The organism is Mycobacterium sp. SM1, assembly GCF_018361265.1.
In the GTDB taxonomy this organism is placed as follows: Bacteria; Actinomycetota; Actinomycetes; order Mycobacteriales; family Mycobacteriaceae; genus Mycobacterium.
This window is the reverse complement of record NZ_JAFLNH010000005.1, coordinates 73,236-93,103: the sequence shown is the minus strand read 5'-3', so window position 1 is coordinate 93,103 and position 19,868 is coordinate 73,236. Positions and strand designations below refer to the sequence as shown.

Sequence of the window (19,868 nt, the reverse complement as noted above, 5' to 3'; positions counted from 1 at the left end):
ACATGCCCCAGTTATCGCAGCATGCCGCATGGTGACATCAACACCCACATCCAGCACGTTTAACATGGCTGTTACATTCCGTGCGTTGGGGCGGCCAGCTGCACGTAACCGGTGTTTTCGTCGCTGGACGCTACGAGCCATCCACGGCCTGGCGGCAGCCCGTCTTCGAATTTCACCCCGCCCACCTTGTCGGATGCGGCCCGTGAACCGAGCAGGATGCGGTTAGCGCTTTGGGCATGGAATTGGCCGGGCACCGTGGTGGGCGAGAGCTCCACAGCGCTGACGCCGGCTGCGCGGTGGGTGAAAATCATCCGCAGGCCGATGTCGCGGGCATTGGCGAAGTGCCGCAGCAGCGGCTGCCAAGTCTGCACGAGCCGGCCCGGCCCGCTGGCCGCCGGCGGCGCGCCGGCTGGAACCCGGTCATGGATTTGCACCTGGGTGGGGATGGCGTCAAGATCATCGACCAACAGATAGATCCTCGGCCCTTGAAACTTCCAGTTCCGTTTTTGCTCCCACGGCAGACCCGGTGGAGGGGTTCTGCCGTCGAGGGTGATCGCCAACTGCTCAATGCGTTGCGCCATGGTGGCGAAGTCGGTCTCGTAGTAGTCCTCACCCTCGATGAGCCGGCTCGTTTCACCGCTGAGTTCGCGGCTTTTGTCGAACAGCAGCACGATCGCTTGTTCAGGGCCCGAGCGGCGGGCCACGATGCTGCGCAGCAGATGGGTGATCAGCGGTGACTTGCCGTGGTGGTCATCGCCGTAGATGCCCAGCAGCGGCGCGGCGGCGAAGTCGATGACCAGCGGTTGCAGGTCGCGGCCCCGCAGACCCAGCGCGTATCGTTCCCCGTCCAACATGTCTTGCCCGAGTACGGCCGGGTCGACCAGCGTCGGCAGAAGCGCCGGCGCTGGAGCGCGGCGCTCACCGTGGTAGCGCTCGACGATCGTGGCCACGGTGTCGCGAACTTTGACGTCGAGCTCGTCCATGGTGGGCTGCCCGTCGAGGCGGCCCACAGCGAATCGAATGACATCGCCGACACTGTTGATGCCACGTCCGGGCTGATCGGCCGGGATGCGGTCTTGCGGGCGGATCATCTTGTCTTCAACCCGGGCACGCACCTGCGATTGGGAGGTGTTGGCCAGCTTGAGCTCAAATCGGGTGTTGATGTGTGTTTGCACTTCGTTGCCGAACTTGATCCAGTCGGCCGCAGTGACCAGCACATGCATTCCTAGGCCGGCGGCGATGAGCCGCTCCACGTTCTTTAGATGTGGGTTTTTCGGGTTCATGATCGAGGTGTTGTCGGCCAGGAAGTTCTCCCACCCGTCAACGACCAAAAACATGTCAGTGGGGTAGCCGTCGTCCAGCCCGGGTTCTTGTTGGCTGCGCCGGTGCCGGAATTCGGCCAGCGACCCGATGTTGTGCTGCTCGAACAGCCGCCGGCGGCAGGTCACCACGTTGTCGAGGTCGCCGAAGATGCGCAGATTCAGTTCTTTGCGCTCGGCGCCGCCCACCGCCCCGACATGGGGCAGGTCTTTGATGGAGGCGATGGCCGGACCGCCGTAGCTCATCACGTAAAACCCGATGTCATGAGGCGAGTAACGGGCGGCCGCGGCCAAGATGAAAGTCTGCACCACCATCGAGACTTCGTCCTTGCGCATGCCCAGGATCGACACGTTGCCGGCATCGAGGCTGTAGGTGAGCAGGCCGTGACTGAGCTGGCGGGGCCGATCGATCTCCCCGAGCGGCCACCAGGGAGCCAGGCCGCGGCGCGCCGGGATGGCATCGGCCTGTTTGAGTATCGCATCCAGCGGGATCGGATCATCCAGCGGCGGTGACCATAGCTGCGGCGACTTCTTGCCGTAGAAGGCGGCTAGCTGCGGGCCGACGGTCAACACCAGCGAGCGCGGCGGGCCCGCGATCACCGATTCCGCGGCGATCTCTTCTTCGATCACGGTGTCGGGGTCGGGTTCGACGCGGCCGGCGGTAAATAGCCGCGCGCGGGGCTTGGCGCTGATAACCCTGCGGTTGATCGTGGTGGGCGGCTCATAGCGGTCGGGCAGAATGAACCCCCGATACATCACAGGCTCAGCGCCTGGTGCGCGCACGAAATAGCCTATGCCTTTTGCGTTTTTACCGTCGGCGATGTGGTAGGCGTCGCCGGTGCCGATGACGCGGCGCGAAATCGACTCCGATGCCACTTTCAGCCCGATGCGGTACTGGGTGTTGTTGGGGATCTGCTTGATCACTCCCTCATCGAGGGTTTGCGAGGCGAACAGGAAAAACACTCCTTGGGAGCGGCCCTTGCGGGTGACGGTGTCGAACACGTCGGCCATGTCTGGGTGATCTTTGAGCAGCAGGGAAAATTCGTCTACCCACACGAACATGTATGGCAGCGGTGGCAGGTGTGCTCCGGCTGGGGTGGCGCGCACCTCGTTGTACTCCCGCAGCGATTCAAAAGCCGCACCTTTGATCTGGTTACCCGTCTCGTTAAAGATCCGGCCGCGCTGATCAAGTAGCCCGAACAGCGTCTCGCCGAATCGTTCCACCAACGAACGCTTTTCCTCCAGGTTGGTGATAACGGCGACGACATGGGGATATTCGGCGAACGCGTCGAAGCCGGCGCCGTCTTTGAAGTCGACGAGGATGGCTTGCACCACGTCGGGTGAGTGGCGCGCGAACAGCCCGAATGCCATCGCCCTGAGTGCGGTCGATTTACCCGAGCCGGTCATGCCGATCATCAGCCCGTGCGGCCCGTTGCCGCCGTCGGATTCGTCTTTGAGGTCCAGCCACAAGGGTGCACCGCTGGGCTGCAAACCCAGCGGGACGCGCAGCAGGGGCTCTAAGTCCACCGGCTCACCTGTGCCGACGGGCAGCATCCGCGGCGCCCACAGTGCGTTGACGTCGAGTTTAGCGGCGTTGGATATGCCCAGCAGCGACAACATGTTGTGCGTGGCCGCTGACTCGGCGTCTTGGCGGCCGGTGGGTGCGACATCCCACTTCGACAGCTGGCGAGCCAGATGGCGCGCCACTTGTGTATCAAGCAGATCGGGTTCCGCGCAGAAGGTGTTCCACCGGTAGTTCTCCCAGTTGTCCATCAGAACCGGCGCATCGGCGCCGCGCCGGTCGCGGTAGACCCGCAGCAGCAGCTCCCTAGGGTGCGGTGCGTAGTCGCGGTCTGGTCCGGCGGTGTCGCGGTAGGCGATGACGGTGACGCCGTCGCGTGTAGCGATGCGGCGCACTACCGTCAAAGCGACGTCGGGATCGTCGACGACGAGTACCACGTGTTTGTGTGATTTGGTCACCGCTGCCGCATCGACCGCGCCGGTTTCATCGATGATCTTGGCGCGTTCTTTGAGCAGCGGCTCCAGCATCGCCTCGATATCACGCAGCGACGCCCCTAAAAACCGGGCGGGTCCGGCGCCGTCGACGTCGTGGCCTTCGGTGTGCGGCAGCCACTTGGCCCAGTTCCACTGCGACTCCAGATGCGGCGACACCACGGCCAGCGCTGTGTCGTTGGGGGTGTGCCAGCACACCAGTTGAGCGATCCAGGACCGCGTTGCAGCGGCGAACAGCGCCCGCTCCCCGTATACGGCGATTGTGCTCAGCGCGGCGAAATCTATCGTTTTGGGGCAGTGTAGGATTGACTGTTGCACCGCACGCAGGTGCTGTAGGGCGGTTTTGGTGACCGGTTCGAGGTCCAGCTCGGAGTCAACGGGTTTGACCCTGATTTTGTTAACCAGCTTGACTTCGTCGCGGCCGACGCGGATGTGCAGATAGTCGGAATCGGTTGCGCCGCGTTCCCACATCCGAGGCGACCCGAGCACGGCTTCGAGCACATCGGGGTCCGGGTGTGACCATTGCGCGCTAGCTTTCTGCGCGTTCGCTGCGTCGCGGATTTCCTCGGCCTTGCCGGATAGGTAGCGCAGGTACTCGGCGCGCTCGGCATTGACTTCAGGGGTCGACATTTCGGCGTTGCCACCTTGCTGCTGCATGGATTGAAACAAGGCGATCGCCATCATGGCCATGAAGAACAAGTACAGTGGGCTGCGCTGCTGACCGAACCCCATCACGAACATCATGACGACCATGGCGACCATCGCCAGCCCGAAAACCCAGGGCAGCGCTTTTTTGACTGCGGTGGGTTCCACGGTTCGTGGCAGTTCCGGTGGGGCTTCGATAATGAAGTCTTTTTCTTTGCGGCGGGGAACGGCGATACGTCGCCGCTTTGGGAATCGTTGTCGCATCAAGCAGTTCTTTCGTCAGTGCGCCACCAGCGCATCGGCTTTCGACAGGGTGGGGCCGGGGGCGAACAGGCTTAACACCGACCACGGGATTGGCAGTGGTTGCGATGTCATGCCCAGCGCCTCGGCTGGGGAGCCGTGCTCATTAGGGGCGGCCTCAATTCCGTAGCGCACACCGAGGTCAGACACCCAAAACAGCGATTCCTTGGTGGCAGATCGCGGTTGTTGGCCGGTGACTTGCACGAAATAGCCGGTCCCCCTGGGTAAAATTACCCGCTGGGCGGTGGTGGGTCCGGCAGCTCTGAGCGCAATAGGATTGGCGTCGTGGGCGACCGGCAGGCTAGGCCCGGTCAGCAAGGTCAGGCTGGAGGTGGGGGCACCGTCGAGTTTGACCCACTGCCCGCATGTCACCGGATCAGTTCCCGGGTCCAGCACGCTCAATTGGCTACTGGGGTAATCATCGACCGGGATCGGTGTCGCTTTGGGCGCCTTGGCGACCTGATCTGGGGTCAGTACCGGCGGCTCCACCAGCCCGTAGGCGTCGTTGGCGCGCAGGATCGCTGCCACAACAACAGAGATCGGCTGCAACCCGTCGGCGGTGACGGCGTAGTAGCGCGGCTGGTTGTTTTCACCGTGGTCGACGACCACAGCCGCCACTGGCGGCGCCGTCTGGCCGGGTACCGGCCAGACGAACCGGGGCGGATCGCCGGCGTTGGCCAAAAACGGCACCACCAGCGGCGCCGACTCGGGGATCAAGTTCAGCAAGGCGCGGTCGATCGGCCGCGGCGGCGGGGTATCGACGTTGATGCCGACCGCGGCGGTGACCGCAGGGTTGTGCAGATCGATCCGGGCGCGTTTGCCACCCCAAATCAGCCACGTGGTTTTGCCGCCGTCGCTGCTGGCCAACACCGCCGATGACGCCGGCATCGGTGCGGCATGCCCAGGGCCGGCAACAGGATCGCCGAAGATGACGGTTGTGCCGGTGTTGGCGCCGCCGACAGCGTCGCACACCATCCAGTGGGCGTCGCGGGCAGCCGACTGCACCATGCGGGAGGGCGCGTTGGGGATACCCAGCGTGTTACCCAGCGGGAACTTGTCGATCTCTTTGGCTTTGACCACGGTGGGGTCAGCCGGTTTACCCACGATCAGCCGAGCGCTGGCCAGGTTCAGCACCGGGTGCAACTCGTTGTTGACAACCACGTACAGCGCGTTGGTGGAGCGCTCGGCCAGCACGGGGCGGTTGCCGGAAAGCCCGGCCGGTTTGAGCACCGACAGCACGAACGCCCCACCCAACAACACCACGCCCAGCAACACACCCACACTCAAAGCGCGGCCCTGGCGGCGCAGCGGATCGGTGAGCATCCGGGTGTCGCGCAGCGCCACACCGTTGCTGATGCGCCGAATCAAAAACCGCCAGCCCGAAATCTGGTGACGGGTAACAAACCCCCAGGGGCGGCTGCGCGCGCTGGTAGGACCCAGGTTAGCGCTGCGGGACTTAAATCCCCGCCGTGTCGGGGTGGGGGTGGTCATCGCGTTCCTCCGGGAATGCCGCAACCGCTGGGTGGCGGCCACAGCTTCGGCTCGAGCGGCAAACCGGGAACGTGATCGCTGTCTTTGCGGGACAGCTTGATGTGCTGCTCTTTGTTGGCGCGGTCAAGTTCCCGCGTGATCGCGGCGCGCAGGTCGTCGATGGTGATGGTCTGCAGGTCCTCGACGGTGGCCGCTGGGCCGAGCTTGCCGCTCACATCGAGGCGATGGTCACGTTCCTCTTCGGCGAATCGGAGCAGGTTCTCGGCGAATCGGGCGTTGCCCAGCACGTCGAGCGCTCGGCGCTGCCGGCCGCTGCTGTCCACAGCGGTGGCCGCGGCCAGCTCGGTGAAAGCCTGCCGCAGCGGCTCGACGTCGGCGATGACGCTGCCGCCCTTGGCGGCCTTGAGTTTTGATATCTCAACCAGCTCATCAACTGTGTAGGACGGCAGCGTGATACCGCGAGTGAACCGGGACCGCAATCCCTCGTTCGAGTCGAGGAATTGCTGCATTTTGTCGGCGTAGCCAGCGGCGATCACCATCAGCTTGTCGGAGTGGTTGACCATGGCGCGCAGCAGTTCAGCGATCACCAGTGGCCCGAAATCGTTGTCCGACCCGGAATCCGTTAGCGCATAGGCCTCGTCGATGAACAGCACTCCGCCGCCTTTTTCGATGATGCCGTCGATGATGGTTTTGATCTTGTCTTCAGAGCCGCCGATGACTTTGTCGACAAGGTCGGCTCGGCTGGTTTCGACAAAAGTGTCGGAGGGCAGCACCTCCGCGGCGCACAACAGTTTGGCGATCACCCGGGCAACAGTTGTCTTGCCGGTGCCGGGCGGGCCTTTGAGCACCAAGTGCAGCGACTTGTTGCGCACCGGCAGCCCCAGCGCTTCACGTTGTTTGTCGGCGCGCACACTGGATTCCAGGCGGGCGATCTGCTCTTTAACCTCGGTCATGCCGACGAAGTCGGCCAGCTCGGCGGCGGCTTCGGCTTTAAGCTCCTCGCGGCGGGCCGCCCCGAGTTGGCGGGCGAAGTCGCGCTCGCCGGGCTCGGTGTTGGGATCCCAATACTCGTTGCGGGCGTCGATACGCGCCGCGGTGGTGGGATGGATGCCGAAACCCGGGTCGCTTAGCGCCGTGGCGATCGTCGCGCGCAGATCCTCAGAAATTCCCACAACGGTGTAGGCCTCGTTGAGCAGCGCGGCCGCCGTCTCGGAGCGGCCCAGCGCTCGAGCGCACAGGCCCGCACCTAGGAGTGCTTCAGCGTTAGCGGCCGCGATAGGCCCCCGCCCTTGGATGCTTAATTGGTCAAATGCTTGCTGCCACAAGCCTAAATAGGCTCCGGCCAAACCGTGAGCCACCTGCACTGCTTGATACAGGTAAGGGTCGTCGCGCACCTGGCTGCTCAGCGGTGCCAGCACCCGGCGAACGTCATGCCAGCGCTTGGCCCGGAAATAGACGACCGCCAGCACCCAACCGGCCGGTCCTGGTCGCGCCTCCAGGATCCGGTCGTCGAGCAGCTCGCGGGCACCCGCATAGTCACCGGCTGCGGCGCGCGCGGCCGCGCAGGCCATGGTCACTCCATCGGCACCGCGGGCGCGTAGCTGAATGTACATGCCGGTGTCGAACATGAAATCCACAGCGTCCGCGGCGACGTCGGCGGTCGACATCAATTCACCGCACGTGCCGATCGTGCGGTAGGCGTTCTCGAGGACCTCGCGGCTGACTACCCCGCTGGCTGCAAGACCGAGCCACCCGTCGCACTGGTCGGGATGTTGCGCGGTGAGCCGCTCGAATCCGCTGCGTGCGGCCCGCTTGTCGGCGACCTGGCGGCGACCGTAGGCTTCTGCGCCCAATGCTGCGCAGCTGCTGACGAACAGGTCTAGCGCGTCGGTCATCGCCGCTCCAGGATCGCGGCCACCTGCTCGCTGACCTTCTCGCTCACCTGTGCGAAGCCTTCCTCCGACATGGCCAGCAGCAGTTCGCTGAGCTTGTCACCGGGATAGCGGTCAAACAGGTCCTCGGCGAATGTGGCGTCGATGACCATGCCATCGCCGGCGAAGACGATGACGTTGTCGCCGTCCGGGCAAGTAACCTCCACACGCAGCTGCTCGATGTTGCGACGCGCGGCGCGGATTTGTTCGAGAAATTCCCGCCCGCGCGCCATTTCGGCGACCACAGCAGGATGCAGTGGAATGTCCATCAGTGCCTCCTGAGGGGACCGCAGGTGGCTTGACCCGCCGGGTGAATCGAGAGTTCTGATGTCACCAGGTGTGGCCTAACGTCGGTGGGTGTGGTGCGGGTTTCACGCCGGACGCCCATGTCGCCAGCCGTGGTGCGTCGCCGAATTGGTCGGCCGGCGCATCCGATGTTCGCCGACCGTGGCCGCTGATCGATCATGCCGTCAGCGTGGCACAGCCGTGGGACACAGGGGCAAAACAAGCGTTGTTGACAATGCATTCGATTAGCTATCGGTGGTGGGGGAGGTGTCTTTCTTGCGGGCGGCTAGGCGCGCCTTGACGGCGTTTTTGACCTCCGGATTGACCACGGGCTCCGGTTTGGCGCTGCCAGGCAGCACTCCTGGACGGCCAGTGTCTTCGACCTCAGGTAGCGGTTGCTCGTAACTGTTGATCTTGGAGGGTTTATCCTTGCTGGCACCATGGCCCATGGGCATCATGCCTATCCCGCTGGCGCCGCTGGGACTTGCGCCGCTGGCCGCGGCCGCCGGTTTGATCGGTGTGGCCGGCGGTGAGGAGGCCGGGGTTCCGAACAGCGCGGCGGGATGAACCGCCCCACCCAGACTGGCGGCGGGTTTGATCGAACCACCACCGCCGCCTTTATGGCCGCTGCCAGCGCCGCGGTGGGCATTAACCAGCGCGGCGGGTTTGATCGGCGAGCTGGCCGGTTTGGCTGCCTTGGCCAAGTCGCCGGCTTGCTGGCTTAACTGCTGGCCGAGCTGGCCCAGCGACGACAACGGGTTGGCTTGGCCGACCGATTCCATCAGCGGGCTCAGCGCACCCATCAGCGCGCTCAGTATGTCCTGCATACCGGATACTTCCTCAGCTTCCGGAGCTTCTGGCGCGTGCTGCTCGCCATCTTTGAGCTTGTCCGCCGTGTCTCCGGCTGGGCCGGCGACCGGGCCGGCCGCGCCAATGCTGTTGGGATCCAGGCCGGGATCAGGCAGGGTTCCCGGCGGCGTGCTCGACGTTTCGCCGGCGCTTTGATAGCCGGTCATGGCGGTGCTGGCTTGCTGCTGCATCCCGGTCAGCTTGATGCGGTAACCCTGCGCCAAGGCCTCGGCGCCGGGTGTGGAAACCGCTGTGCGGTAGGCGGTTTCGGTGGCCTCCCACTCCGCTGAGGATCCGACTGCGGTCTTGGTGCTGGTGTGCAGGCTCGCAGCACTGGTATAGCCGGCAGACAGCGCGCTGGCGTGCCCGGCGACCGCTTCGGTCCAGGCGATCGCCCGGGTCAGCCGGGTCATCAGCGGCCAGCTGGCCGCTGATTCACCGGAGGCCAGCAGTTGTGTTTGGGCTGCGGTCAACGCGCTGTTAGCGGCTATCGCCTGGCTCGCCAACCCATCCAGGCGCCCCGCAACGGCGATGGCCGGCCCCGGGCCGGCACCTGATTCCAGTGCCAGTGCAAGTTGCTTGCCGTTACGGCCGCTGATGTCGGGGATAGGCGTCAGCTGCGGGGGGCCGCTCGGGGCGGGCGGTGCCGGGGGGACGCTTGCCGCAACCGTGGGGGTTGCTGCGGTGTCACCGCAGCCGCCTGAGTAACGGGCGGCCGCCGCATGGTCTTGCGTCTCATAGGCCGCCGCGGTGTCGTGGATGCCGGTGGCGGCGCTGAAAGCCTGCTGGACGCCGGCACGCACGTGTTGGACTAGCCAGCGCTGCCATGCGTTGAGATTACTCATCACCGCCTGCGACACCTCGTCTTGACCGCAGGCCGGCACGTCATCACCGAGTTGAAGCTCCAACACGGTGCCAGCCGTTTCGATGAGATTCCCCGTTGCGCGCAGACTGTCGGGATCGATATTCAATGCCATGGTGGTCTACTCGGCCAGCAGCGGGTCGTAGCGTTGGGCGAACGCCGCCTGGGCGCAGACGATGAACAGTTCTTTGAACCCGTCGATGCCTAGGGAACGTAGCTTGTCGACCGGCGCATCGACGTCGACGATTTCACCGGTGCTGCGCACCGACACCGACAACGCCGACGGGTCTGTCTCAGCGGTGGTGATGATCTCGTCGTCATCATCTTTGAATTGCGTCACAGTGATGGAATGCATGCGTCCTTATCCTGCCCGTGCGGTGAGGTCGAAGACGGCCGGATCCCGCTCCGGGCCGGGGATGGTGTGGAGGAACTGTCCGCGCAGCGCGCGGAACGCGTCGTCGTCGTGGCCGTCGAGCGCCGCCTGAAGCGCTACCTCCCATAGGTCTTGCCGCGCATTGTCGTACCACAAGCCTTTACGCGCAATTTGGACCGCCGCCGCGTAACGTTTGGCCTCGTGGTGGCGGCGGGCCAGCACGACGGCGGCCGCGGGGATGCGGTCGCGCAGCTCGTCGCGCAGGTCTTTGGTCCAGGCCCATTCTTTCGGCGGTATCCCGCCCAGCGGTGGCCCAGTCACTAGGTCCATCGCCGCGACCAGGTTGGGGGTGGGTGTGGTTTCGGCGATGACTTTTACGAGCCGCTCGAATTCCATCCAGTCGGAGCGCACCACGGGATCTAGGCGGTATCCGCCCTCGCTCATCGGTGGCAACGCTTTTGGGCCTCCGGGGCGTATGACGCCCAGCCGGGCGCGCAACATTGACAGCTGTTGGGTCACTGTTTTGTCTGAGGCCGCTCCGCGGTAGACGCAGCCGATGATGTCGGCGCTGCTGGCCCATGGGTGATGTTGTAGGTACACGGTGAGTTCGTTGAGCCGCTTTTCTCGCGGCCCCGGCTTTTGGCTGCTGTGTGGGGGGTGTAGAGCCACCTGGCCGAGGATGCGGTTCCAGATTTGCGCAATGACTGGTGCATCGAGTGGCGCGTGGTCTGCGCTGTTGTCGACGACTGTTGCGGGCGGGCTGGCTGGGGAAACAGTCGAACCGTTGTCGCCTGCGCGGTCGGCCCCGGCTGTTGCGGTCTGGTTGGCGCCGCTGGGTTCGAGGTTGGGCACCGCAGCCGGGGGCGTTGGCGCGGGTGGGTCGTTCATCGTGCCCGCCGCTGCGCTGCCGGCAGACCCGGTGGCCGGCTCGGAGCTGTCGAGCAGCGGATTTGGCTCATCGAGGCCAGTCGGTTGTGGGTCGATGTGGGCCGTGGTGAAGTCCAGGTCGAATTCGTCGCCGCTGTCGTCGGCTCGACCGGGTGACGCGGTCGAATGGGGTGTGCCTGCGACGGTGGGTCGGTCGACCACCAGGTCCGCGCACTGGTCAACGACTTCGCTGCTGGGGATGATCAGTGTGGCGGTCAGTCGCGACGATCCCCGGCTGATCTGCCCGAGTCGATCGGGTCCGCAGGTGATGGTCCACATGGTGGACACGGCGGCGTCGTGGCCGAGGTCGATCAGGATCGGGCTGGTGGAGGCGGCCACGATGTGGGCGCGGTCGGCGTAGGTCAGTGCCGCACCGCATACCAGCACGTCGACATCGGGGACACGGCCGGCTGTCACCGGCTGCACCCGGGTGGTCAACGGGCCGCGCCACACATCGTCGGTGACGCCGATGGTGATGCCGGGATGACTGGCCAGCAGTTCCAGTAGCCATCGTCTGACGAGGGCGGTGGCGGTGGCAGGGTCGCCTTCGATGCGGAGCCGGGGAAACGCGGCCAGATTCAACCCGATCAGCGCGCCGTCGTCGGTGGTGCCGAACACCACCAGGTACACCGGGTGGTTGGGGTCGGGTGGGCGGCCGGGATCGACAACGTCCCAGCCGATGCGCGCCTCACGACCGCCGGTGGGCTGCCAGGGCTGGGGCAGTTGTCCCTTGAGCACGTCAACAAAGGTCACCGCCAGTTCGTCGCGGCGGGCGGTGACCACACCGGCTGGGCCAGGCGGCGGCGACACCGCGGACAGCGCCTCTAGGCGCCGCACGACGTCAACCGCGCGGCCTTGCCTGTACCACCAGGAGGTGACCGGGGCGCTGCTGACGGCGGTTGACACTGCTACTTGCTGCTGCCGGAGCCTGTGGCGGCCGGGTCGGTGGGCACAGCCGAGCCGTCGCCGCCGGAGAACGCCCCCAGATCCACACTGGACGTGTCTGACCCACCCGCGGCGCCCTTGCCGGAGCCGGACCCGGGCGTCGCGACAGCACCTGCGGTGCCTTGCCCGCCATTGTTGTCACCGCCCTCGGCGTTGGATTCGGTGAACGGGTCGGCGGCCGCAGTGGTGTTGCTGGACGGCGTTGCGGTGGTGCCGCTGGACGGGGAACTGGCGAACGGATCGCTGGCAGCGTTGTAGGCGGCGGTTGTCGTGGCCGGTGAGCTAGGCGATGACAGCGGGTCGGCGAACGGATTGGCGGCCGGGCTGGCCGCGCCGGCCAGCTGGGTGCCGTAGGGGTCGCCAAACGGGTTGACGCCGGCACCACCGTAGGGGCTGCTCATTGGGCTCATCCCCATCCCCTGACCGAACGGGTTCATGCTCTGCAAGCCTGAACCGCCGGAGCCGAGCAACTGGCTGAGGATGTCCAGTAATCCAGACCCGCCGCGGCTATCGCCGTCGCCGCTGCTGTCGTCGTCGGAGTCGCGGTGATGATGGCCGCCGCTGCCTGTGGCGGCTTGGGCGCCGTTGGCTTGCTCCGCCGCCGACGCCCCTTCCACTGTGCCGGCGCTTTTGGCTTGGTATTTCTCGATGATCGCCAGGATCGCGGCCTGCCCGGCCGGTGATTGCGGATCAGGCACCGCGGCGATTTCACGGGCCTCAGCCTCGGCGTTGCTGGCAACATCGTTGGCGCCGGTGACGTTGACGCCGGCGGAGCCGTCGGCGGCGGCGCCGCCGTCGCCGGCCGCGCCGGCGAAGCCGTCTAGCGGCACGTGATCAAGACCGGTGACCTGGGCGTAGGGGCCGCCGCTCATCCGGTCACCGCCGTGGAGAAGTGCAGCGCAAGCACACCTTGGCGGATGTCGCGTGCCTGCTGGGCTACTTCGCGGCAGTAGGCGGCGAGTTCGCGCAGCCCGTCACCACGCACCGGGTTGGTGCCAAATAGTTCGTAGTAGCGGCGATGCTGCTCTTGGGATTCCTGTGCAAGCGCCTCGATCGGACTCATCAATGCCCTCCTGGGTTAGCGGCACCCACCGAGGCCAACACCGGCCCCGCTGCGGCACTGTTGGTCTGCGAGTGAAATGAGCGGTCAGCCGGCGTTTCGGCGCCGCTGTTAGGTGTTGGCTCGGCAGGTGATCGCGCTGGCGGCTCGGGCAGCTTCGCGGTTCGTTTGTAGCCCATTTGATCGAGCTGGTCGTTAGTGACCGCGCCGCCTTTAACCGCAGCAGCGCGCGCCTGCTCGTAGCGTTCTCGGGCAGCGGCGGCGTCCTCAAGCTTGGTGACGTAGGTGTCCCAGGCTTCCCCGACATCGCCGACCAGAGCGGTGTTTTCCTTGAGCAGGTTCGCATACGCCGCTTCAGCGGCCGCCCGGCCGGTCTTTTTCCTGGGCGCCATCCCGCCTCCTTTGAACTAGTGCATATGCAGTTTGCGAGCGGTCACCACCTCATAGGGATCGACCTCGATGTCGCCGGTGTTTTTGCCGTCATCGATGTCCCGATAAGGGATCACCAGGCAGTCCACACCGTCACCATCCTCGCTGAGGTAAGGCTCAGCGTGAACGTACTTCCAGTCGCCGACACCGTCAACGGAAACGTCCACTAGATCACCGTGGGTAAGCTCGTTGGCGGCGACCAGCATCGGGGCGCTGTATTCGTCGTCGATCGTCGGCAGATAATCGTCATCGAACCCGTCGACTGGCGCCCCGAATGATGCCGCAGCCGGCACCGCGCCAGGCAGCCCATCTTCGCCCCATTGTGAGTCGCGCGCACCGTCGTGGGCATCGTCCATCGTGGCCTGGTGAACCACGGTCACCGGCTGCACATACTGCTCGCTGAGCGGATCCAGATCGGGACGCTCACTGGCCAAAACGATCGGTGATTGGCGGATCTGCGCAAACGACATCGACTGCTCTGGATCGTCGGGATCGTATCCGCGTAACGCGCTGTCAACCACACGGCGCGGCCAGAAGCTGTCAACGTTGCGCAGCTCGGCGAGAATGGCGCGTTCGCGATCAGATAACGCCGCCCACTGCTGCTCGGTGGCCGGGATTTTCGGTGTGTAGAACGCCTGCATTTCGCGGAAGCTGCCATCGGGCAGCTGCACGGTCCCGCGTCCTTTGATACCAGGCTGCACCCGGGTGCCGGCGACAGGATCGTTAAACATCATGATCGCGGCGTCCTTGCTTCGTAGCCGGCCCATCGCGACCCGCAGCGCGGTGTTGTCGCGCGCCTCACCGGAGATGAACATGGTGTCCGGGCGCTGGATGCCGATGGCCATGTGGATGGCCACCGCCCGCGCGGTTCGCAGCAGAATGCCCACGTCCTTGGTGGTGGGTGGGGCGCCTTTTTCCTTGCTGGTTTTGTAGGTCGCGTAGAACTCGGCCAACGCCACCACCAGGTTGGAGAATTCGTCGGTGATCACGATGATCGGGTCGAAGTCGTCGGCGCGGTTGGGGTTGATCTTCACTTGTGAGAGCCGTTCTCGCATGGTGTCGGCGATGAACCGCAGGGCCGCGGTGTGCCCGACGAGGCCGTCTTCGTCGGTGCCGGCGGTCACCAACGACACATTCGGCCAGTCCCGCATGCCCGGCGAGTCGAAGCCTTTCGGGTCGATCTCCACCACGTTGAAGCCGCGGCGGGCGCACTGTGTCGCCACGGTCATCAGCACCGAGGTCTTACCGGAGGAGGTCTGCCCGGCAATGAGCATGTGCGGAGACTGTTTGAAGTCCCAGCTGATGGTGTTGCCGTAAGCGTCGATGCCGAACGGGATGACGGTCTGCTTGTAGAGCGCGCGAATGCGTGACCGGGTCACGACCGGAAAATCGAGCGGTGGATCAACCATGGTGGGCAGGCCGGGGCTGCGCACGAACCGCACCCGACGTGACGCTATGCTCCACTCGGCTTCCCAGGACCCGCCGAGCGCATCAGAGACCATCCCTTCGATGACCCCTCGGCGGTAGGCCGAGCTGACCCTCAGGTTGTAGGCGAAGCCGACGGTGAACTCCCGGATCCGGGCGGCGATCGCGTCGTTACTGGTTGCCGCGGACCGCTGGTCCAGCTCCTCATCGATGCCTGCCTGCGGTTTCATCGTCCCTGGCTCGTCGAGGGCTGTTCTGTTGCCGGTGTCGATGCTCGCGGGTTTGTCGACGGTGACCGAAGCGATATGGGCGGCCGCGTCGAACCACGACGCCACCAGCGGTGCGAGCACTGTTTCGGCGTCGGCGACGGTATCGGCTTCGACGATCGCCGTTTCGGTGCCGATCAGCGTGCGGGTCAACGCGTCGTGTTCGACGGTGTAGGTGCGGCCGGTGACCCCTCGCAGGATCGCGGCGACCTCGGCGGTGAGCTCGTCGTTCACTGATCGCGGATGCAGACTGTAAAGCAGCTTGACCACTTTCGGGAACGGCTTGTGTTTGCGCGGGTAGCTGCAGCGCAGCGCCAGCACCCGCCCGGCACGCAGATGGGGCCATCCCAACGCCGGCGACGCCAGAAACGTGATCTTGTTGAGTTGGCTGGTGATGATGGCCCGCGCGCAAGCCCATCGCGCGAACTGCGCGACCCCGAATCCGGCCGCGACCAGCAGCCCGACCATCAGCAGCCGCCCGGGCAAGACGGCTGCCGCCGGCCCTGCCCACCGCAACACCGCCCCGGCGCCCCCCAACATCATCGCGGCGGCGATCAGGATCAGCGGGACGGCGGGGTATTGCTCGCCGGTCCAGGCCTGCCCTGGGCGCACATTCCCCATATGGCCGGTGCGGGCGGCGTGATTGGACCAGGCCAGCACCGCCCACCACAGGACCGCAATCGTGGCGGCCACCAAGGGGGCGGCGATGAACAGAATCCAAAACCAGCCCACACCGACTCCGGCGATGACATAGATCGGGTGCGCTGAGGCCGGCAGCAGGTAATCCCGCACCGGCGAGGGCGAATACAGTATGCGGCGGGCGGCGGGCCACCCCTTGGTGTAGAGCCACAGCGCGGCCACCACCAGGCCGGCCAGCAGGATCAAGCGCCAGTCCTCGGCGGACTGTCGCTGTTCTGCTGCGGTTTCTCCTGGACTGTTGGGCAGGTTGAGTTCGGCGCTGCTGGTGGCATAGGGCCGACTCGCCGCCGCCGGCGGCGCCGCCGCCTTCGGTTCAGCCTTGCCGCGCATCACTGCCCCTCGGCGGCAGGTGTCGGCGCCGCGGGGGCGGCTTCGCTGCTGATTGGTAGTACGTTGACGACCTTCCAACCGTCAGCGGCTGTCTCTAAACGGATTTCGATCTGGGAGCCGTCGTTGTAGGTGGCGCGAAACGCCGCCGCCCCGTCTCGTTCATCGAGTGGGCCCTGTACTGAGTTCAGCAAGGCTTGGTGAACGTTGCGGATATCGGTGAGCCGGTATTGCTCCATCAGCTGCGGCGACACATCAGCAGAGATCCGCGCCAACCAGTCGTCACGATTGCCGTTGGGAGTTGCGAAGTTTGTCGCGAACCGTGCCGCGACAGCCCGGGCCGCGTCCGTGGAGGCAGCCTGCGGCGCCACGGTGGGGGCCGGCAGCTGCCCGACGTCGGGGTTGTCGCCGAACTCAGCCGACCCCGATGCCGGCGGCGAGGTTGGTGAGCTGGCCGCCGGCGGTTGTGTTGCCGGGCCGCCGGCCTGCTCGGTATGGCTGTGGTGCTGCCAGATCAGCCCAGCGAGTGCGATGACCGCGATGCCGGCACCCAGGCGTGTGCGCGCCGGGATGCACCGCACCCACGCCCGCAACCGCTGGCTCCGCATTGCCAGTGATGAGCGCTGCCTGATCATTGATGCTGCCTGCTTTCCGGGGTTGTTAGAGGACGCGTTTGATGACGACGAAGTGAGCGGGAAATGGCGAAAGTTTCACCGGGATACCGAAACCTTTGGCTTCGACGATCGTTGAAGGGTTGACCACCATGGCGACGTGACCCGGCCCGCGCGAGTCGGGGTTTAAGAACACCAGATCTCCGGGCTGCACAGCGGTGCGCGGCACGACCCTCCCGTAATGGACCATGTCATAGGTGAGGTGGGGAAGCACTATTCGATGCCCTGAGCCCTGGTAGATGGCGTAGAGCACCAGGCCTGAGCAGTCGAAGCCCCCGCCGGTAGGCCCGTTGATCGATCCGCCGCCCCACACGTAGGGCAACCCGATCTGGGTCTCGGCGGCGCGGGCGGCGGCCACGCCGGCGGCGGTGCCAGGCACCAGGTTGGTCGGTGCGTTGGCTTTGGGGTCGCGTACGACACCGCAGATATCGCGGCCGCTGTCGTCTTGGGCTGCTTGCGGCGGCGCGGGATAACCCGAGGCGGTCAGCACCTCATGCAGGTGTTGGCGGTAAAACATTGTTGCTCCCGCAACGAATTGGTCGTAGGCGTCGGGAAACGCTGAGCGCTGCACCGCCTGGGCGGCCACGGTGGGAGCCATGTTTTGCCAGCCCCCGACTTTGAGCAGGGCGGTGAAGAACTTCTGCGCCGCCACACCGGGGGTCATCAGATCGCGCAGCGCGCCCCACCATGGCTGCTGCTGCATGATGCCCACGGACTTGCCGTCGTGGCCCACCCCTTCGTGCGGGATGCGTAGGGACTCCGGCACATTCGTGTTGGCCAGGTTGCGCAGCCCGGATTCCTCCATGGCGACGGCCAAGCCGATGATGATGCCTTTTTCGGGGACCTTCATCTGCAGGCCGGCGGCGATGACCGCCTTGCCGTTGTTGATCGGGCCCGAGCCGAACGACACTCCGGTGTCGGGGCTAATACCCTGGTCTTGCAGCTGGCGCTGACATTGCTGGGTCAACCCCGCGGTCGCTGACGGTGTCGCGCCGCCGGTGAACAGCAGGAACACCAGCAGCAGCGGGACAAGCGCGAACGGCGCCAGCACAGCAAGTGCGGCATAGATTTTGCGCCGGTGCGCCCATATTGTGCGCGCGATCGCCGCCCACTCCATCGGCTCCATCGGCCCCCGGCCCCTGTCAGGCGACCTCAGGCAGCGCGTAGCGGCCGCCGCCGGCACCGGCTACCCCTGGGCCGCCGCGCATGGCCTTGGAGAGCCGAATAGCCTCAGCTAACCGCTCTTGTGCGCGGGTTTTATCGATGTCGACTGACACCGGTTCGGCTGTCTGCGGGCTACGGTGGCGACCACCGTTGCTCGGCGATGCCTCGGGTTCACTGCCCGGCGAAGTTCCTTGCCCGCCCGCATCCGGGTCGGCAACGAACACCGGCCCCGGTGAACCGTTACCGCCGCCGCCTCCACCGCTTGGACCATCGCTTGGGCCATCGCTTGGGCCGCCGCTTGGGCCGCTAGATGAGTCGGATTCTGGTTCGATACGTCCAGGTGCGCGCCCGGTGCCGCCGCCGCGGCCGCGCTGCCGGCCGAGCTGGCGAGCCACCTCCTCTTTGACACGTAATAGGTCAGCGGCCGTGGACAACCAGTTGCGTCCGGACTGGCTGGTGGCGCTGGTGGTGCCGCCGAGCTTGGCGGCCATGGTGTCGCGGTGGCGGTCGAACATGCGCCGCAGCGGCCCAAAGAACGCGAATCCGAACGCCAGCACCAGCGCGGTCATGAAGATCGCCTTGATGGCGTTCGATTCTTTGAAGACCTCGTCGAGGATGACGTTGTAGCCGCCGAACGCCGCGGTGTAGATGATCATCGCCGCAAACGCCATCGCGCAGTCCAGGACGGTTTTCCACGCGAATGTCTGCGGACCGCCCGGGATGACGCCGATGGCGAATGCGGGCGGGGCCAGGGCCGCATACAGCATGGCCTGCACCGCAGCCCGCACCACATGCCACACGAAGTAGCAGGCGAAGGCGACCAGGAAAACAGCCAGAATGCTGCAAATGCTCAGCGGGACCAGAACAGCCGCCGGACTGCCCATCGATCTTTGGTGCATGGCGGGGCCTTTTTTGGAATCGCAGCCCTCGATGTCGTCTTTGAGCTTGTCGCCGCGGCCGTTTTGGATCCCTGCGCTCCAGGCTTTCCGGCACTTGCGTGAGATGGAGTCGCTGACCTCCCCGAAATTGATCATTTGGGTCGGTTTGCGCAAGAATCTGTCAGCCAGCCGCGCCACCATGTCGTCGACGTTGGCCTTGCCGCCTTGATCGGTCATCGCGCCATCGGAGACCGCGGTGGCGATCTGCAGACCGGTGTCGCGGCCTTTGGCCAACAACCCTTCTGGGCCAACAAGCTCACTGAGTGGGTTAGCGAAAACCGTTGCAGCCAACCCGACCATGAGTAGCCCCATAGCGATGTTGGACATCGCCTTGGCGGTCCGCCCGGCCAGCACGGTGCAGACCACGATGATCGCCAGGATCGCCAGCGCGCTGGCAGCCAGCCCGAACCGGTCCATGGCTGTGTCCACGCCGCGACCGATCGTCTGGAACGGCCCGGTGAATAATTTCAGCCACTCGAAGTTAAGGACAAACTTGATCAGCCACAGCGCGGTCGTCGTCACGCACAGGTAGACCTCGTAGCAGATTGAGGCGATGGTGGCGCACGCCTTAGACACTGGATCGTCCCAGCCGCCCTGGTTGAGGGTGAGGGTGTATTTGGCGACCGGAACGCTGTCGGTGTCTTTGATGCCCATCCAGGAAATCAGCACATCGCCGCCGGCGTCGGTATCCGCGCCGGTACCCGGGTCGGCCGCGGCGGTAGCGGCCCCAGCCATCAGCAGCACGAACTCGGCCACCGTTAGGGCGGTCAATGCGCGATGCCGCCAGCACCACCGCAGCAACACGACCGGGGTCCAGGACTGAACCCAGGCACTGCACCCTTTGACATCTCCCACGACTGAAGTCGTGGGATTCCGCGCAGCGTTCGGCTGTCTCGGCGCAGTGTTGCGCGCCGCCGTAGGCCGCCCGCCGGAGGCGGTTCGGGCCGAC

General features: G+C 65.5%; 14 protein-coding genes. All 14 read right to left on the bottom strand.

Annotated elements, in window-relative coordinates:
* Positions 1-71 precede the first annotated feature (71 nt).
* Positions 72-4,241: a type VII secretion protein EccCa gene (eccCa, locus tag MSM1_RS20535; protein ID WP_213445993.1), complete on the bottom strand. Its 4,170-nt coding sequence runs from the start codon at positions 4,239-4,241 to the stop codon at positions 72-74.
* 15 nt (positions 4,242-4,256) lie between these two features.
* Positions 4,257-5,768, bottom strand: a complete 1,512-nt coding sequence (eccB, locus tag MSM1_RS20530; RefSeq protein ID WP_213445991.1) for a type VII secretion protein EccB — start codon at positions 5,766-5,768, stop codon at positions 4,257-4,259.
* Positions 5,765-7,663 (bottom strand): type VII secretion AAA-ATPase EccA, encoded by a 1,899-nt coding sequence (gene eccA / locus MSM1_RS20525; RefSeq protein WP_213445989.1) that lies wholly within the window; start codon positions 7,661-7,663, stop codon positions 5,765-5,767. The genes eccB and eccA overlap by 4 nt, the downstream gene beginning before the upstream one ends.
* Complete coding sequence (locus tag MSM1_RS20520; protein WP_213445987.1) at positions 7,660-7,968, bottom strand: YbaB/EbfC family nucleoid-associated protein; 309 nt, start codon at positions 7,966-7,968, stop codon at positions 7,660-7,662. The genes eccA and MSM1_RS20520 overlap by 4 nt, the downstream gene beginning before the upstream one ends.
* A 261-nt stretch (positions 7,969-8,229) precedes the next feature.
* Positions 8,230-9,810: a Fis family transcriptional regulator gene (locus tag MSM1_RS20515; RefSeq protein WP_213445985.1), complete on the bottom strand. Its 1,581-nt coding sequence runs from the start codon at positions 9,808-9,810 to the stop codon at positions 8,230-8,232.
* Positions 9,811-9,816: 6 nt separating this feature from the next.
* Complete coding sequence (locus MSM1_RS20510) at positions 9,817-10,050, bottom strand: hypothetical protein (protein ID WP_213445983.1); 234 nt, start codon at positions 10,048-10,050, stop codon at positions 9,817-9,819.
* A gap of 6 nt (positions 10,051-10,056) precedes the next feature.
* Positions 10,057-11,901, bottom strand: a complete 1,845-nt coding sequence (locus MSM1_RS20505; protein WP_213445981.1) for a bacterial transcriptional activator domain-containing protein — start codon at positions 11,899-11,901, stop codon at positions 10,057-10,059.
* Positions 11,902-11,903: 2 nt separating this feature from the next.
* The gene (locus MSM1_RS20500; protein ID WP_213445979.1) at positions 11,904-12,812 is read right to left on the bottom strand and encodes a hypothetical protein; all 909 of its coding nucleotides are present in this window, start codon (positions 12,810-12,812) and stop codon (positions 11,904-11,906) included.
* Complete coding sequence (locus tag MSM1_RS20495; RefSeq protein WP_213445977.1) at positions 12,809-13,003, bottom strand: hypothetical protein; 195 nt, start codon at positions 13,001-13,003, stop codon at positions 12,809-12,811. Before MSM1_RS20495 ends, MSM1_RS20500 begins: the two co-directional genes overlap by 4 nt.
* Entirely contained in the window at positions 13,003-13,392 is a 390-nt protein-coding gene (locus MSM1_RS20490; RefSeq protein ID WP_213445975.1) for a hypothetical protein, read from the bottom strand. The genes MSM1_RS20495 and MSM1_RS20490 overlap by 1 nt, the downstream gene beginning before the upstream one ends.
* Before the next feature lie 15 nt (positions 13,393-13,407).
* Positions 13,408-16,149 carry an FtsK/SpoIIIE domain-containing protein gene (locus MSM1_RS20485; RefSeq protein WP_213445973.1) on the bottom strand — a complete coding sequence of 914 codons (2,742 nt, stop codon included), beginning with the start codon at positions 16,147-16,149 and terminating at the stop codon, positions 13,408-13,410.
* Positions 16,149-16,781 carry a hypothetical protein gene (locus MSM1_RS20480; RefSeq protein WP_213445971.1) on the bottom strand — a complete coding sequence of 211 codons (633 nt, stop codon included), beginning with the start codon at positions 16,779-16,781 and terminating at the stop codon, positions 16,149-16,151. Before MSM1_RS20480 ends, MSM1_RS20485 begins: the two co-directional genes overlap by 1 nt.
* 25 nt (positions 16,782-16,806) lie before the next feature.
* Positions 16,807-17,934 (bottom strand): C40 family peptidase, encoded by a 1,128-nt coding sequence (locus tag MSM1_RS20475; protein ID WP_213445969.1) that lies wholly within the window; start codon positions 17,932-17,934, stop codon positions 16,807-16,809.
* 25 nt (positions 17,935-17,959) lie between these two features.
* Positions 17,960-19,774, bottom strand: a complete 1,815-nt coding sequence (locus MSM1_RS20470) for a hypothetical protein (protein ID WP_213445967.1) — start codon at positions 19,772-19,774, stop codon at positions 17,960-17,962.
* Positions 19,775-19,868 lie beyond the last annotated feature (94 nt).